This is a genomic window from Pseudomonas sp. B40(2017), from assembly GCF_002112855.1.
Lineage (GTDB): Bacteria > Pseudomonadota > Gammaproteobacteria > Pseudomonadales > Pseudomonadaceae > Aquipseudomonas > Aquipseudomonas pharyngis.
Genome location: NZ_NEIT01000007.1, coordinates 206,368 through 220,258 on the forward strand (window position 1 = coordinate 206,368; position 13,891 = coordinate 220,258).

Consider the following 13,891-nt stretch of genomic DNA (forward strand, 5'->3'; position numbering starts at 1 on the left):
GGTTGCGGTCAAGTCGGCTCATGCGGCGCACCTCTCCAGCGTACGGCCCCGGGCTTGCGGGATGACGACGTTACCGCTGCAGACCACGAAGAAGCGTTCCAGTCCGGGGATCACCACGTTGAGCAGGGTCGTGCCGAGCTCGGTTCGCTGCAGGACCGCTGCACCCAGCGTTCGTCCATGAATCCGCAGGTCTTGAGTCAGCAGGTGCAGTTGATTGCCCACCGACAGGTTTTTAGCGGCATCCGGCAGTCTCACCTCGTGTTGAACGCAGCGATGCAGAAGCGTGTGCGGATCAAACTGCGCACAGCGCAGCAGGCGCGGGAACGGTTGCAGGTTGCGCAGCGCATTGGCCAGTGTCTGACGGTATTCGGGTTCGGCGGCACTCAGTTGCAGCTGCACCAGTTCAGTAAGCGCCCGCCACGCCGCGTGACGCGGGTCGAGAGAGCTGCCGCTGCCGAATACCTGTGGGTGAGCGCCCGGCTTCGTGGTGAAGGCCAGAAAGGTTCGCGTCTTGAACTCGGTGCTGATATCCACCAGCACGATTTCGCCGTCGATCACTTGTTCGGCATCAGCCCAAAGACGATCGAGATCGTCGCGTTCAGTGAGACGCGCCACCCGTCGCAGTGGCGGATGGTTCTGATAATAAAAATGATCGAGCAGAAACAACGACACGGCGTCGCGCTCGATGCATTCGTTGGCGGCGTGCAGCATCGCTTCGTGGTAAGTGGCGCCAATGGCGGTGCCGCTGTTGCTGGCGTAGCGCTGCACGGCGCGGTAGTCCGCCATGCCCGGTGACGAGGGTAAACGTGAGCCGTTCGGCGAGGTCAGCGCCACCGGGTAGGAAAACCGGTCATGCCACGGCGGACAGACATAGGTCCGGCAGGTGATGCGCACGTTTTGCTGGCAAGTGAGCCTGTGCAGAAGCGAGTCATCGGCAAACATCGGCGTGTCTTTGAAATAGCGTTCCGTTTCGTGGTGAACATCGTAGGTACAGAGCTCATCCGTCCAGTAATGCTCGAGCGCTTCATAGAGCGCGCCCAGGTGCGCCTGATCCGCATAACCCTTGCCCGAGCCACGGGCATGACGGTTGTCGCCGCCATGAAGACTCGCCTGAACGGCAACCACTTTGCTGCCGAGGGTGCGGGTGTGCGGTGTGAGGCCCAGGCGTGAAAGTTCGGTGTGAATACGCCGTTCTGCCTGATCGGCCGTGAGCTCACGCTCGGCCAACGTTGTCTTGTCCATGATTTCCTTCCTGGAAAGCCCGCGAGGGCGCAAGGCCCCCGCGGGTTCTGTCACTCGGCGTTGAGTTCCGCCTGTTCTTCCTCGGTCAGTTGCAGCGCTTCGATCTGCTCTGCCGAGGGCGCTTCTTGCTCCTCGAGTTCATCGATCTGGTTGGCGTTCCAGCTGCCCATATAGCCCATGATGTAGCTCCTTGGTTGTTGTTTGGGAGTGCTGTTGCAAGCACGAGCCGAATCTAAAAGGGCGGTGAAGGCGGGGTCAAAAATGTCCGGACGTTTCCAGCCGCGGGTTTCAGCGGTGTCGAAATACGTACTGATAAAACGTGAATTGACGTGTCGGAATCACCAGGCGGGGCGCTTCTGAGAGCATCGAACGGCGTGAAAACGGTCGAGTCAGGCGACAGGAATCTGCGTTCCGAGACGTTCTGTTTCCTGCCGTTGTCAGATGTTTCATCGCGGGGATGACGCAAATTCGTACTGAAGGATTTACGTGGACTTATGGAACAGTTATGCGGTGAGTTTTCCTATGAGGTTTGGCAAAGTACCGCACAATCGGCGCAAGCTTTCGGGCGCTCAAGCAGGACTGGCAGGGGGAACTCGGAATGCTCGCCCAGAAGCAAAAACGGCACCCGAAGGTGCCGTTTCTGTTTGTAGCCAAGTATCGCTGAGCGATCAGCCCGCCAGCCCCGATTGCTGAACCAGGGTCAGCAACGGTTGTGGGTACAGGCCGAGGAAGAACGCCAGGACGGCAATCGCCAGCAGCATCACGCCGCCTGCTTTCTGTTCCCAGTGCAGTTGGGCGTCGTGGCGGCGCAGGTTCGGTTCGATCAGGTACAGGGTGACCATCACGCGCAGGTAGTAGAAGACGCCGATGGCGCTGCCCAGTACCAGGGAACCGACCAGCCACCATTGGTGCGACTCGACACCGGTGGCGATGATGTAGAACTTGCCGATGAAGCCTGCAGTCAGCGGGATACCGGCCAGGGACAGCATCATCACGGTCAGTACGGCGGTCAGGTACGGACGGCGCCAGAACAGGCCGCGGTACTCGTACAGCGCGTCTGCGTCACGGCCGTTGTAAGGCGAGGACATCAGGGTGATCACGCCGAAGGCGCCGAGGCTGGTGATCACGTAGGTGACCAGGTACACGCCGATGGCTTCCACCGCCAGACCCTTGCTCGCCACCAGTGCAATCAGCAGGTAGCCGAAGTGCGCGATGGAGGAGTAACCGAGCAGACGCTTGAGGTTGCTCTGGGTCAGGGCCAGCAGGTTACCGAACAGGATCGAGGCAATGGCGATGATGGTCAGCACGTTGCTCAGTACGCCACTGCTTGCGGCAGGGGAGATCTGGAACAGACGAACCATGACCGCGAACACGGCCACTTTCGAAGCAGTGGCGAGGAACGCGGCCACCGGTGCCGGAGCACCTTCGTACACGTCCGGCGTCCACAGGTGGAACGGTACCAGCGACAGCTTGAACGCCAGACCGATCAGCATCATGCCCAGACCCAGTTGCGCCAGCGAGCTTGGCAGACCGGTCGCGGCCAGGGCCTGACCGATACCGACGAAGCTCAGGGAGCCCGAGTCTGCGTACAGCAGCGCCATACCGAACAGCAGGAACGCTGAACCGGCGGCCGACAGCACCATGTACTTGATGCCGGCTTCCAGCGAACGCTTGTTGAAGAAAGCGTAGGCCACCAGACCGTAGACCGGCACCGACAGCAGTTCCAGACCGATGAACAAGCCGGCCAGGTGCTGCGCGCTGACCAGAACCAGGCCACCGGCGGCGGCCATCAGGATCAGCAGGTACAGTTCTTCACGGTTGCCCGGGTAACCCGAACCGCCATCGCCGAGGTAGGCGTGGGCGAGGGTGACGCAGGCGAGGGTGGCGACCAGGATCAGCGCCATGTACAGGCAGGCAAAGGTGTCGATCTGCAGCAATGGAGTCACGGCCAGAGGCGCGACTTTCAGGGCCGGCAGGATCGACAGCAAGGCCAGGTTCAGACCCGCCACCGAAATCAGGAAGGTCTGCGAGTGGTTGCGGCGCCAGGCGATTGCCAGCATCACCACGATAATGGTGAGGCTGGTGATCAACAGTGGCGCAAGCGCAATAAAGTGTTGAATCGTGAATTCCATAGCGCTCTTACCGGGCCGAAGCGAGTTGAGTGAAGGCGGTGCCGAGCCACTGCTGCACGCCATGCATCGTGGCGGCAGAAGTGTCGAGGAACGGTTGCGGGTAGACGCCGAGGTAAATCAGCAGTACCGCAAGGCCCAGCACCATGATCAGTTCGCGACCGTCCATGCCGTGCAGGATCGAATCCGATTTGGACGGACCGAAGTAAGCGCGGTGGATCATGATCAGCGAGTAGACCGAACCGAACACCAGACCGGAGGTGGCAATCGCGGTGATCCATGGCGCACTGGCGAACGTACCGATCAGGATCAGGAACTCGCCGACGAAGTTACCGGTGCCTGGCAGACCCAGCGAAGCGGCTGCGAAGAACAGGCTGATCGCCGGCAGGTAAGCGATACGCGACCACAGACCGCCCATCTCACGCATGTCACGCGTGTGCAGACGCTCGTACAGCTGACCGCTGAGGATAAACAGTGCAGCGGCCGACAGACCGTGGGCCAGCATCTGGATCACGGCGCCTTGCAGCGCCAGTTGGCTGCCGGAGTAGATGCCGATCAGTACGAAGCCCATGTGGGAAACGGACGAGAAGGCGATCAGACGCTTGATGTCGGTTTGTGCGAAAGCGAGGAACGCACCGTAGAAGATCCCGATCAGACCGAGGGTCATGGCGATCGGCGCGAACTCGGCCGAGGCGTTAGGGAACAGCGGCAGGGCGAAACGCAGCAGACCGTAGGCCGCGGTTTTCAGCAGGATACCGGCGAGGTCGACGGAACCTGCAGTCGGCGCCTGGGCGTGAGCGTCAGGCAGCCACGAGTGGAACGGAACCACTGGCAGCTTGACCGCGAAGGCGATGAAGAAACCGAGCATCAGAATGTACTCGGTGGTCATCGACATCTTGGTCTTCAACAGATCGGCGTAGTTGAAGGTGATCACGCCGGTGCTGTTGTAGTTGACCAGGACCAGACCGAGGATCGCCACCAGCATGATCAGGCCGGAAGCCTGAGTGAAGATGAAGAACTTGGTCGCTGCGTAGATACGGGTTTTCTTGCCGTCCGAAGAACTGTGACCCCAGAGCGCGATGAGGAAGTACATCGGCACCAGCATCATTTCCCAGAAGAAGAAGAACATGAACAGGTCGAGGGCGAGGAACACGCCGACAACACCGCCCAGGATCCACATCAGGTTCAGGTGGAAGAAGCCAACGTGACGCTGGATCTCTTTCCAGGAGCAGAGTACCGACAGGATACCCAGCAGACCGGTCAGCAGGATCATCAGCAGCGACAGGCCGTCGAGGGCCAGGTGCACGTTGATGCCGAAGCGCTGGATCCAGACGTGCTTGAACTCAAGCGCCCAGGTCGGATCGGCGCCAGGCGCCGGTGCAAATGAATAGTCACCGTGGGCCCACAGCCAGAGGCCGAGGGCGAGTTCCAGGGTCATGGTCAACAGCGCAATCCAGCGGGGGAGGGTGGCGCCGAAGCGCTCACCCAGCCAGCACAGCAGGCCGCCGATGAAGGGGATCAGGATTAGCCAAGGCAGAATCATGACGGGCTCGTTTCCTTTCGCAAATTCGCAAGGTTCATATCAGACCGCTACCAGCACGACAGCGCCGATGACCAACACGGCACCAGCAGCCATCGAGGCGGCGTACCAACGCAGTTGACCGGTTTCAGTACGGCTCAGGGCAGTGTGACCACCCTTGGCCATGCGCGGGATCAGACCGATGGTCTGGTCGAGCGGGTCTTTGCGCAGTACATGGCTGATCGCAAGGTACGGCTTGACGAACAGTTTGTCGTAGATCCAGTCGAAGCCCCAGGCAGCGAACCACCAGGCCGAAAGGAGACGGCCGATGCCGCTGTTGGCGATTGCGGTCACGAAGCGACGCTTGCCGAGGAACAGCAGGGCCGCCAGCAGGATACCGGCCAGAGCGATGGCGCCCGAGGCAATTTCCAGACTGTGCTTGGCTTCGCCACCGGCATGGCCAACGCTCTCCGGCAGCACGCCGTGCAGTGGTGGAACGATCATGGCGCCGACGAAGGTCGACAGCACGATCAGCACCGACAGCGGCAGCCAGTGAGCGATGCCGTGACCGGCGTGGGCTTCGGTCTTGGCTTCACCGTGGAACGCGATGAAGATCAGGCGGAAGGTGTACAGCGACGTCATGAAGGCACCGACCAGACCTGCGTAAAGCAGACCGTGGTTGCCGCTGGCGAACGCTTCCCAGAGGATTTCGTCCTTGGAGTAGAAACCGGCGGTCACTAGCGGCAGGGCGGCCAGGGCGGCACCACCGACGATGAAGCTGGCGTAGGCCAGCGGCAGTTTCTTCCACAGGCCGCCCATCTTGAAGATGTTCTGCTCGTGGTGGCAGGCAACGATCACCGCACCGGAGGCAAGGAACAGCAGGGCCTTGAAGAAGGCGTGGGTCATCAGGTGGAAGATCGCGCCTTCCCAGGCACCAACGCCCAGCGCCAGGAACATGTAGCCGATCTGGCTCATGGTCGAATAGGCGAGGATACGTTTGATGTCGGTTTGCACCAGTGCGGCGAAACCGGCCAGTACCAGGGTCACACCGCCCACGATGCCGACCAGGTGCAGGATGTCCGGCGCCAGGGCGAACAGGCCGTGGGTACGGGCGATCAGGTAGACACCGGCAGTCACCATGGTTGCGGCGTGGATCAGTGCCGAAACCGGGGTAGGGCCGGCCATCGCGTCCGCAAGCCAGGTCTGCAGCGGCAGTTGCGCCGATTTACCGACCGCACCGCCCAGGAGCATCAGGGTCGCCAGCACGATCCAGAAATCGCCGACCTTGAAGTGCTCGGGCGCCTTCACCAGCAGTTCCTGGACGTTCAGCGTGCCCAGTTGCTGGAACAGGATGAACAGGCCGATCGCCATGAACACGTCGCCGATACGGGTGACGATGAAGGCTTTGAGTGCGGCGTTACCGTTGTTGCGGTTGCTGTAGTAGAAACCGATCAACAGGTACGAGCACAGGCCCACGCCTTCCCAACCGAAGTAGATGAACAGCAGGTTATCGCCCAGGATCAGGAACAGCATGCTGGCGATAAACAGGTTGGTGTACGAGAAGAAGCGCGAGTAACCGGCTTCACCGCGCATGTACCAGGAGGCGAACAGGTGGATCAGGAAACCCACGCCGACCACCACACCGAGCATGGTCACGGACAGACCATCCAGGTACAGCGCGAAGTTAGGCTGGAAACCTTCCACCGACATCCAGCGCCACAGCACCTGGGTGTAGACGCCACCTTCCGGTGGCGCGACGTTGAATTGCCAGATCACGTAGGCCGCGACGATGGCAGACAGGCCGATGGAGCCGACACCGATCAGCGCCGACAGGTTTTCCGAGAAGCGGCCGCGGGAGAACGACAGCAACAGGAACCCGATCAGAGGGAATACGAAAGTCAGAAAGAGTAGGTTCATCCGCGCATCTCACTGGCAGCGTCGATATCGAGCGTGTGGAAGCGGCGATACAGTTGCAGCAGGATCGCCAGGCCAATACTGGCTTCGGCGGCTGCAAGGCTGATCACCAGGATGAACATGATCTGTCCATCCGGTTGCGCCCAGCGGGCGCCCGCAACGATGAAGGCCAGTGCAGAGGCGTTCATCATCACTTCCAAACTCATCAACACGAACAAAATGTTGCGGCGGACCATCAGGCCGACCAGACCAAGGCAGAACAGGATGCCGGCAACGGCCAATCCATGCTCGAGAGGGATAGCAGGCATGTCTTACTCCTTCGCCTCGTTACGGCCCAAATGGAACGCCGTGACGGCTGCAGCGAGCAGCAGCATCGAGGCGAGTTCGACCACCAGCAGATACGGACCGAACAGGCTGATGCCCACGGCTTTTGCATCGACGGTGGTGTGGCCGATGGCCTGACCGCTCTGGTGAGCGAACAGCACATACAGCAGTTCGGCCAGCAGCAGGGCGGCGAGAATCACCGGCCCCGCCCAGATCCCGGGCTTGAGCCAGGTGCGTTCCTGCTGAACCGAGGCCGGGCCCAGGTTCAGCATCATCACCACGAACACGAACAGCACCATGATGGCGCCAGCGTACGCGATCACTTCCAGCACGCCGGCGAACGGCGCGCCGAGTGCGAAGAAGGTCATGGCCACGGCGATCAGCGAAATGATCAGGTAGAGCAGGGCGTGCACAGGATTGGTGTTGGTGACCACACGCAGTGTGGACACAACAGCGATACCCGATGCGAAATAGAAAGCGAATTCCATCGTTCTTCCTTAAGGCAGCAAGCTCTTCACGTTGATCGGCTCGGCTTCGTTTTGTGCGGCGCCTTTCGGCTTGCCCGCAACGGCCATACCTGCAACACGATAGAAGTTGTAATCAGGGTTTTTGCCGGGGCCGGAGATCAGCAGATCTTCTTTCTCGTACACCAGGTCCTGACGTTTGAACTCGGCCATCTCGAAATCCGGGGTCAGCTGGATCGCGGTGGTCGGGCAGGCTTCCTCGCAGAGACCGCAGAAAATGCAGCGCGAGAAGTTGATACGGAAGAAGTCCGGGTACCAGCGACCGTCTTCGGTTTCAGCTTTCTGCAGCGAGATGCAACCCACCGGGCACGCCACGGCGCACAGGTTGCAGGCTACGCAGCGTTCTTCGCCGTCGGGGTCGCGGGTCAGGACGATGCGGCCACGGTAGCGCGGCGGCAGATAGACCGGCTCTTCCGGGTATTGCAGGGTGTCGCGCTTGCGAAAGCCATGGCCGAAGACCATGACCAGGCTGCGCAACTGGGTACCGGTACCCTTAACGATGTCGCCAATATATTTGAACATGGGTCAAATCCTCACTGAACCGCAACCGCAGGTGTGTTCCACAACACAACCGCAGCGGTTATCAGCAAATTGATCAGGGTCAGTGGCAGGCAGAATTTCCAGCTGAAATCCATCACCTGGTCATAACGCGGACGCGGGATGGAAGCGCGCAGCAGGATGAACAGCATGATGAAGAACGCGGTCTTCAGTGCGAACCAGACGAAGGACAGTTGCGGCAGGATGCCGAACGGACCGTGCCAGCCACCGAAGAACAGGGTGACCAGCAGCGCCGAGATCAGGATGATGCCGATGTATTCACCGACGAAGAACATGCCCCATTTCATACCGGCGTATTCAATGTGGTAACCGTCGGCCAGTTCCTGTTCCGCTTCCGGCTGGTCGAACGGGTGACGGTGAGTCACGGCCACGCCAGCGATGAAGAAGGTACAGAAGCCGAAGAACTGCGGAATGATGAACCACAGGTTCTGCGCCTGGTACTCGACGATGTCGCGCATGTTGAACGAGCCGACCTGCACCACGATGCCCATCAGGGCCAGGCCCATGAACACTTCGTAGGACACGGTCTGCGCGGAGGCACGCAAGCTGCCCAGCAGGGCGAACTTGTTGTTGCTCGACCAGCCGGCGAACAGCACCGCGTAGACCGACAGACCGGCCATGGCGAAGAAGAACAGCAGGCCGATGTTCAGATCCGCCACGCCCCAGGTCGGGGTGATCGGGATGATCGCGAACGCGATCAGCAGGGCGGACATGGCCACCACCGGTGCCAGGGTGAAGATCACCTTGTCGGCAAACGGCGGGGTCCAGTCTTCCTTGAAGAACATCTTCAGCATGTCGGCTGCGATCTGGAACATGCCGAACGGGCCAACGCGGTTCGGACCGTAACGGTCTTGCCACCAGCCCAGCAGGCGACGCTCGACAAAGCTGAGCAGCGCGCCTGCGACCACCACGGCCAGCAGGATCACGATGGCCTTGATGACCGTCAGGATCACATCGATCACTTCAGGGGTGAACCAGGTCATTGCGCTGCCTCCTGCAGACCATCAACGGTTTGGCCGAAAATCGCCGGCGGAATGCCTGCCAGACCGGCCGGCAGTGCAACCAGGCCAGCGCCCAGCTCTTCATTGATGCGCAGCGGCAGACGCAGGGTCTGGCCGGCAACATTGAGGCTCAGCAGTGCGCCGTCGTTGACGCCCAGGCGATCCGCTTCCGACTTGGCCAGTGCAACGTAGGCAGCCGGGATGCGTTCCTGGACCGGAGCGGCTTTTGACGAGTTCTCGTCGCTGCCGAACAGGTGATAGAACGGCACGGCTTGCCAGGTGCCCTGGGCCGGGTTGAACGCGCGCGGAACACTGGCGAACCAGTTCAGCGAATCACCGCTGCTTTCGATCAGGCGGGTGCCCGGATCGCCAGCGCGCAGGTGACCACCGACTTCGTCCTGGAACTTGTTCCAGGCTTGCGGCGAGTTCCAGCCTGGCGACCAGGCGAACGGCACTTGCTGACGCGGTTCGGCGGATCCCGAGTAACCTTCCATCGAGAAGGCGAACGCGGTGTCCTTGTCCTGCGGGGTGCGTGGTTCGTGAACGCTGATATCGGCGCGCATCGCGGTGCGACCGGAGTAACGCAGCGGCTCACGCGCCAGTTTCAGACCCTTGATGCGGAACGAGGCGGACGGTGCGGCGTCGACGATACGGGCCAGTTGCGGGGTGCTCGAAGCAACGGCAGCGGTCACGTGGTCGAGTTGCGTCCAGTCGATCGGCTGGTTCAGCAGGGTAGCGCGCAGGGCGTGCAGCCAGCGCCAGCCTTCGTGGACCAGAATGCTCGCGTCCATGTATTGCGGGTCGAAAACCTGGAAGAAGCGCTGGGCGCGACCTTCCTGGCTGACCAGCGTGCCGTCGCCTTCAGCGAAGCTGGCGGCTGGCAGAACCAGATGCGCGCGATCGCTGGTGGCGGTCTTCTGATGGTCGGCAACGATCACCACTTTCGCAGCGTTCAGTGCCGCATCGACCTTGGCCTTGGCGGTACGGGTGTACAGATCGTTTTCCAGCACGACGATGGCGTCTGCCTTGCCGTCGATGACCGCTTGCAGGGCAGCATCAACCGATTCGCCACCGAGCATGGCCAGGCCGAGGCTGTTGGCTTCCGGCACGATCAGGCTGATCGAACCGTTCTTCTCGCGCAGCTTCAGGGCCTTGGCGATGTTCGCAGCCGCTTCGATCAAGGCTTTGGAGCCCAGCGAAGTACCGGCGATGATCAGCGGACGCTTGGCCGCGAGCAGGGCGTCGGCGATGCGCTTGGCCAGCTCCAGGGCTTCGGCGTCCAGACCTTCAACGGCCGGTGCGTTGGCGTCCAGGGCGTGAGCCACGGCGAAACCGATGCGTGCCAGATCGTCGGGAGCGGCGTGTACGCATTCTTCGGCGATGTCGTCGAGCTTGGTTTCAGCCAGGCTGGCGATGAACAGCGGGTTCAGTTCGTGCTGACCGATGTTCTTCACCGCAGCGTCGAGCCAAGGCTGGACGCGCATGGCTTCGGCCATGTCTTCGGCCTTGCCTTTGACCGACTGACGCAGGGCCAGGGCCATGCGGGCGGCGGTCTGGGTCAGGTCTTCACCGAGGACGAACACGGCGTCGTGGTCTTCGATGTCGCGCATGTTCGGCACTGGCAGCGGGCTGTCTTTCAGCACTTGCAGGACCAGACGGATGCGTTCCAGCTCCGAGGCTTCGATACCGGAGTAGAAGTGCTCGGCACCGACCAGCTCACGCAGCGCGTAGTTGCTTTCCAGGCTGGCACGCGGCGAACCGATACCGACGATGTTGCGACCGCGCAGCAGGTCGGCGGCTTTGTCCAGCGCAGCATCCAGGCCAAGCTTGGTGCCGTCGGCCAGCAGCGGCTGACGTGGGCGGTCGGTGCGGTTGACGTAGCCATAACCGAAACGGCCACGGTCGCACAGGAAATACTGGTTCACCGAACCGTTGTAACGGTTTTCGATGCGACGCAGTTCGCCGTAACGCTCGCCCGGGGAGATGTTGCAACCGCTCGAGCAGCCATGGCAGATGCTCGGCGAGAACTGCATGTCCCACTTGCGGTTGTAGCGCTCGGAGTGAGTCTTGTCGGTGAACACACCGGTCGGGCAGACCTCGGTGAGGTTGCCGGAGAACTCGCTTTCGAGGGTGCCGTCTTCAACGCGACCGAAGTACACGTTGTCGTGGGCGCCGAATACACCGAGGTCGGTGCCGCCGGCGTAATCCTTGTAGAAACGCACGCAGCGGTAGCAGGCGATGCAGCGGTTCATCTCGTGGGAAATGAACGGGCCCAGTTGCTGGTTCTGGTGGGTGCGTTTGGTGAAGCGATAACGGCGCTCGTTGTGGCCGGTCATCACGGTCATGTCTTGCAGGTGGCAGTGACCGCCTTCCTCGCACACAGGGCAGTCGTGTGGGTGGTTGGTCATCAGCCATTCGACGACACTGGCGCGGAACGCCTTGGATTCTTCATCGTCGATGGAGATCCAGGTGTTGTCGGTGGCAGGCGTCATGCAGGACATGACGATGCGACCACGGGTGTCGTTCTCGTCGGTGTACTGCTTGACCGCACACTGGCGGCAGGCCCCGACGCTACCAAGCGCGGGGTGCCAGCAGAAATAAGGGATGTCGAGGCCCAGCGACAGACATGCCTGTAACAGGTTGTCTGCCCCGTCGACTTCGAGCGCTTTGCCGTCTACGTGGATAGTGGCCATGGTTCAAAGGTCTTCGTTGGCCCGGTGTCAGCGGGCGTGGCTAATGGAATCTTGTTATCCGTCCGAATCCAGTCAGCCCCGAAAGGCGTCATCGGACGAAAGGCGAAGGGCACGGACCCTTCGCCTTTTTTAAGCGTTTACGCGCCGACTGTGATCGGCTTCGCCAGAGGCGGGACGGTGGCGCTTGCGGGCGCGATACCGGCTTCGAACTCTGGACGGAAGTATTTGATGGCACTGCCCAACGGCTCCACGGCACCCGGTGCGTGAGCACAGAAGGTCTTGCCCGGGCCGAGGAAGTTGACCAGACCCAGCAGGGTCTCGATGTCGCCTGGCTGGCCGCGGCCTTGTTCGATGGCCATCAGCAGCTTGACGCTCCATGGCAAACCATCACGGCAAGGAGTGCAGAAACCACAGGATTCGCGAGCGAAGAACTGCTCCATGTTGCGCAGCAGGGACACCATGTTGACGCTGTCATCCACCGCCATGGCCAGGCCGGTACCCATACGGGTGCCCACCTTGGCGATGCCGCCGGCGTACATTTGTGCGTCGAGGTGTTCCGGCAACAGAAAACCGGTACCGGCGCCGCCTGGCTGCCAGGCCTTGAGCTTGTAACCGTCGCGCATGCCGCCGGCGTAATCTTCGAACAGTTCGCGACCGGTCACGCCGAATGGCAGTTCCCACAGGCCGGGGTTCTTGACCTTGCCGGAGAAGCCCATGAGCTTGGTGCCCATGTCTTCACTGCCGTCGCGGGCCAACGATTTGTACCAGTCCACGCCGTCGGCGATGATCGCCGGCACGTTGCACAGGGTTTCAACGTTGTTCACGCAGGTCGGCTTGCCCCACACGCCAACGGCGGCAGGGAAGGGTGGCTTGGAGCGCGGGTTGGCGCGGCGGCCTTCGAGGGAGTTGATCAGTGCGGTTTCTTCACCGCAGATGTAACGCCCGGCGCCGGTGTGGACGAACAGCTCGAAATCGAAGCCGCTGCCCAGGATGTTCTTGCCCAGCAGGCCCGCTGCCTTGGCTTCTTCCACGGCACGGTTCAGGTGCTTGGCGGCGGTGGTGTACTCGCCACGCAGGAAGATGTAGCCACGGTAGGTTTTCAGCGCGCGGGCGCTGATCAGCATGCCTTCGATCAGCAGATGGGGCAGTTGCTCCATCAGCATGCGGTCTTTCCAGGTGTTCGGCTCCATTTCATCCGCGTTGCACAGCAGGTAGCGGATGTTGATGGATTCGTCCTTTGGCATCAGGCCCCACTTCACGCCTGTGGGGAAGCCTGCACCGCCGCGACCTTTGAGGCCGGCGTCTTTCACGGTCTGGACGATGGCGTCCTGATCCATGTCGGCGAAGGCCTTGCGCGCAGCGGCGTAACCGTTCTTGGCCTGGTACTCGTCGAGCCATACGGCTTCGCCGTCGTCACGCAGGCGCCAGGTCAGAGGGTGAGTCTCGGCCGAACGCTGGATGCGGTTGGCAGGACCGAAAGAAGTCAGGGTCATACGTAGCCCTCGAGCAGTTTGGCGACGCCGGCAGGCTGGACATCGCCAAAGGTGTCGTCATCGATCATCAGCGCCGGTGCCTTGTCGCAGTTGCCGAGGCAGCAGACCGGCAGCAGGGTGAAACGACCGTCGGCAGTGGTCTGACCCAGGCCGATACCCAGGTTGTTCTGGATTTCGCTGACCACCGACTCGTGGCCGCCGATGTAGCAGACCATGCTGTCGCAGACGCGAATGATGTGACGGCCGACCGGCTGACGGAAGATCTGGCTGTAGAACGTGGCCACGCCTTCAACGTCGCTGGCCGGGATGCCGAGGATCTCGCCGATGGCGTACAGAGCGCCGTCCGGCACCCAGCCGCGTTCCTTCTGAACGATCTTCAGGGCTTCGATCGACGCCGCGCGCGGGTCTTCGTAGTGATGCAGCTCGTGCTCGATGGCCGAGCGCTCGGTTTCACTCAGGGTGAAACGGTCTGTCTGGATAAGCGTGCTGTTCAT

The 13,891-nt window shown here is 61.5% G+C and carries 12 protein-coding genes; all 12 read right to left on the reverse strand.

What is annotated here, in order from left to right:
- Positions 1 to 18 precede the first annotated feature (18 nt).
- Positions 19 to 1,242, reverse strand: a complete 1,224-nt coding sequence (locus CAF76_RS20870) for a YcaO-like family protein (protein WP_085648271.1) — start codon at positions 1,240 to 1,242, stop codon at positions 19 to 21.
- 50 nt (positions 1,243 to 1,292) lie between these two features.
- Complete coding sequence (locus CAF76_RS28875; protein ID WP_256579644.1) at positions 1,293 to 1,421, reverse strand: hypothetical protein; 129 nt, start codon at positions 1,419 to 1,421, stop codon at positions 1,293 to 1,295.
- Positions 1,422 to 1,910: 489 nt separating this feature from the next.
- Positions 1,911 to 3,374 (reverse strand): NADH-quinone oxidoreductase subunit NuoN, encoded by a 1,464-nt coding sequence (nuoN, locus tag CAF76_RS20875; protein ID WP_064597748.1) that lies wholly within the window; start codon positions 3,372 to 3,374, stop codon positions 1,911 to 1,913.
- 7 nt (positions 3,375 to 3,381) lie between these two features.
- Positions 3,382 to 4,914, reverse strand: a complete 1,533-nt coding sequence (gene nuoM / locus CAF76_RS20880) for an NADH-quinone oxidoreductase subunit M (protein ID WP_011334963.1) — start codon at positions 4,912 to 4,914, stop codon at positions 3,382 to 3,384.
- A 39-nt stretch (positions 4,915 to 4,953) separates the two neighbouring features.
- Positions 4,954 to 6,807, reverse strand: a complete 1,854-nt coding sequence (gene nuoL, locus CAF76_RS20885) for an NADH-quinone oxidoreductase subunit L (protein ID WP_085648272.1) — start codon at positions 6,805 to 6,807, stop codon at positions 4,954 to 4,956.
- Positions 6,804 to 7,112 (reverse strand): NADH-quinone oxidoreductase subunit NuoK, encoded by a 309-nt coding sequence (gene nuoK / locus CAF76_RS20890; RefSeq protein WP_003180046.1) that lies wholly within the window; start codon positions 7,110 to 7,112, stop codon positions 6,804 to 6,806. The genes nuoL and nuoK overlap by 4 nt, the downstream gene beginning before the upstream one ends.
- 3 nt (positions 7,113 to 7,115) lie before the next feature.
- Entirely contained in the window at positions 7,116 to 7,616 is a 501-nt protein-coding gene (nuoJ, locus tag CAF76_RS20895; protein ID WP_007951462.1) for an NADH-quinone oxidoreductase subunit J, read from the reverse strand.
- Positions 7,617 to 7,625: 9 nt separating this feature from the next.
- Positions 7,626 to 8,174 (reverse strand): NADH-quinone oxidoreductase subunit NuoI, encoded by a 549-nt coding sequence (gene nuoI / locus CAF76_RS20900; protein ID WP_007951461.1) that lies wholly within the window; start codon positions 8,172 to 8,174, stop codon positions 7,626 to 7,628.
- Between the two features lie 11 nt (positions 8,175 to 8,185).
- Entirely contained in the window at positions 8,186 to 9,193 is a 1,008-nt protein-coding gene (nuoH, locus tag CAF76_RS20905) for an NADH-quinone oxidoreductase subunit NuoH (RefSeq protein ID WP_007964859.1), read from the reverse strand.
- Positions 9,190 to 11,904, reverse strand: a complete 2,715-nt coding sequence (gene nuoG, locus CAF76_RS20910) for an NADH-quinone oxidoreductase subunit NuoG (protein WP_085648273.1) — start codon at positions 11,902 to 11,904, stop codon at positions 9,190 to 9,192. The genes nuoH and nuoG overlap by 4 nt, the downstream gene beginning before the upstream one ends.
- A gap of 137 nt (positions 11,905 to 12,041) precedes the next feature.
- Positions 12,042 to 13,397, reverse strand: coding sequence for an NADH-quinone oxidoreductase subunit NuoF (nuoF, locus tag CAF76_RS20915; protein ID WP_039767423.1), 1,356 nt, complete (start codon positions 13,395 to 13,397; stop codon positions 12,042 to 12,044).
- The gene (gene nuoE / locus CAF76_RS20920; protein ID WP_003223804.1) at positions 13,394 to 13,891 is read right to left on the reverse strand and encodes an NADH-quinone oxidoreductase subunit NuoE; all 498 of its coding nucleotides are present in this window, start codon (positions 13,889 to 13,891) and stop codon (positions 13,394 to 13,396) included. Before nuoE ends, nuoF begins: the two co-directional genes overlap by 4 nt.

What these genes read in the sequence shown, in the direction of transcription:
- nuoK (WP_003180046.1), bottom strand. Translation starts at nt 7,112, where the DNA reads ATGCCTGCTATCCCTCTCGAGCATGGATTGGCCGTTGCCGGCATCCTG.
- nuoI (WP_007951461.1), bottom strand. Translation starts at nt 8,174, where the DNA reads ATGTTCAAATATATTGGCGACATCGTTAAGGGTACCGGTACCCAGTTG.
- nuoM (WP_011334963.1), bottom strand. Translation starts at nt 4,914, where the DNA reads ATGATTCTGCCTTGGCTAATCCTGATCCCCTTCATCGGCGGCCTGCTG.
- CAF76_RS20870 (WP_085648271.1), bottom strand. Translation starts at nt 1,242, where the DNA reads ATGGACAAGACAACGTTGGCCGAGCGTGAGCTCACGGCCGATCAGGCA.
- nuoL (WP_085648272.1), bottom strand. Translation starts at nt 6,807, where the DNA reads ATGAACCTACTCTTTCTGACTTTCGTATTCCCTCTGATCGGGTTCCTG.
- nuoG (WP_085648273.1), bottom strand. Translation starts at nt 11,904, where the DNA reads ATGGCCACTATCCACGTAGACGGCAAAGCGCTCGAAGTCGACGGGGCA.
- nuoH (WP_007964859.1), bottom strand. Translation starts at nt 9,193, where the DNA reads ATGACCTGGTTCACCCCTGAAGTGATCGATGTGATCCTGACGGTCATC.
- nuoF (WP_039767423.1), bottom strand. Translation starts at nt 13,397, where the DNA reads ATGACCCTGACTTCTTTCGGTCCTGCCAACCGCATCCAGCGTTCGGCC.
- CAF76_RS28875 (WP_256579644.1), bottom strand. Translation starts at nt 1,421, where the DNA reads ATGGGCTATATGGGCAGCTGGAACGCCAACCAGATCGATGAACTCGAG.
- nuoE (WP_003223804.1), bottom strand. Translation starts at nt 13,891, where the DNA reads ATGAACAGCACGCTTATCCAGACAGACCGTTTCACCCTGAGTGAAACC.
- nuoN (WP_064597748.1), bottom strand. Translation starts at nt 3,374, where the DNA reads ATGGAATTCACGATTCAACACTTTATTGCGCTTGCGCCACTGTTGATC.
- nuoJ (WP_007951462.1), bottom strand. Translation starts at nt 7,616, where the DNA reads ATGGAATTCGCTTTCTATTTCGCATCGGGTATCGCTGTTGTGTCCACA.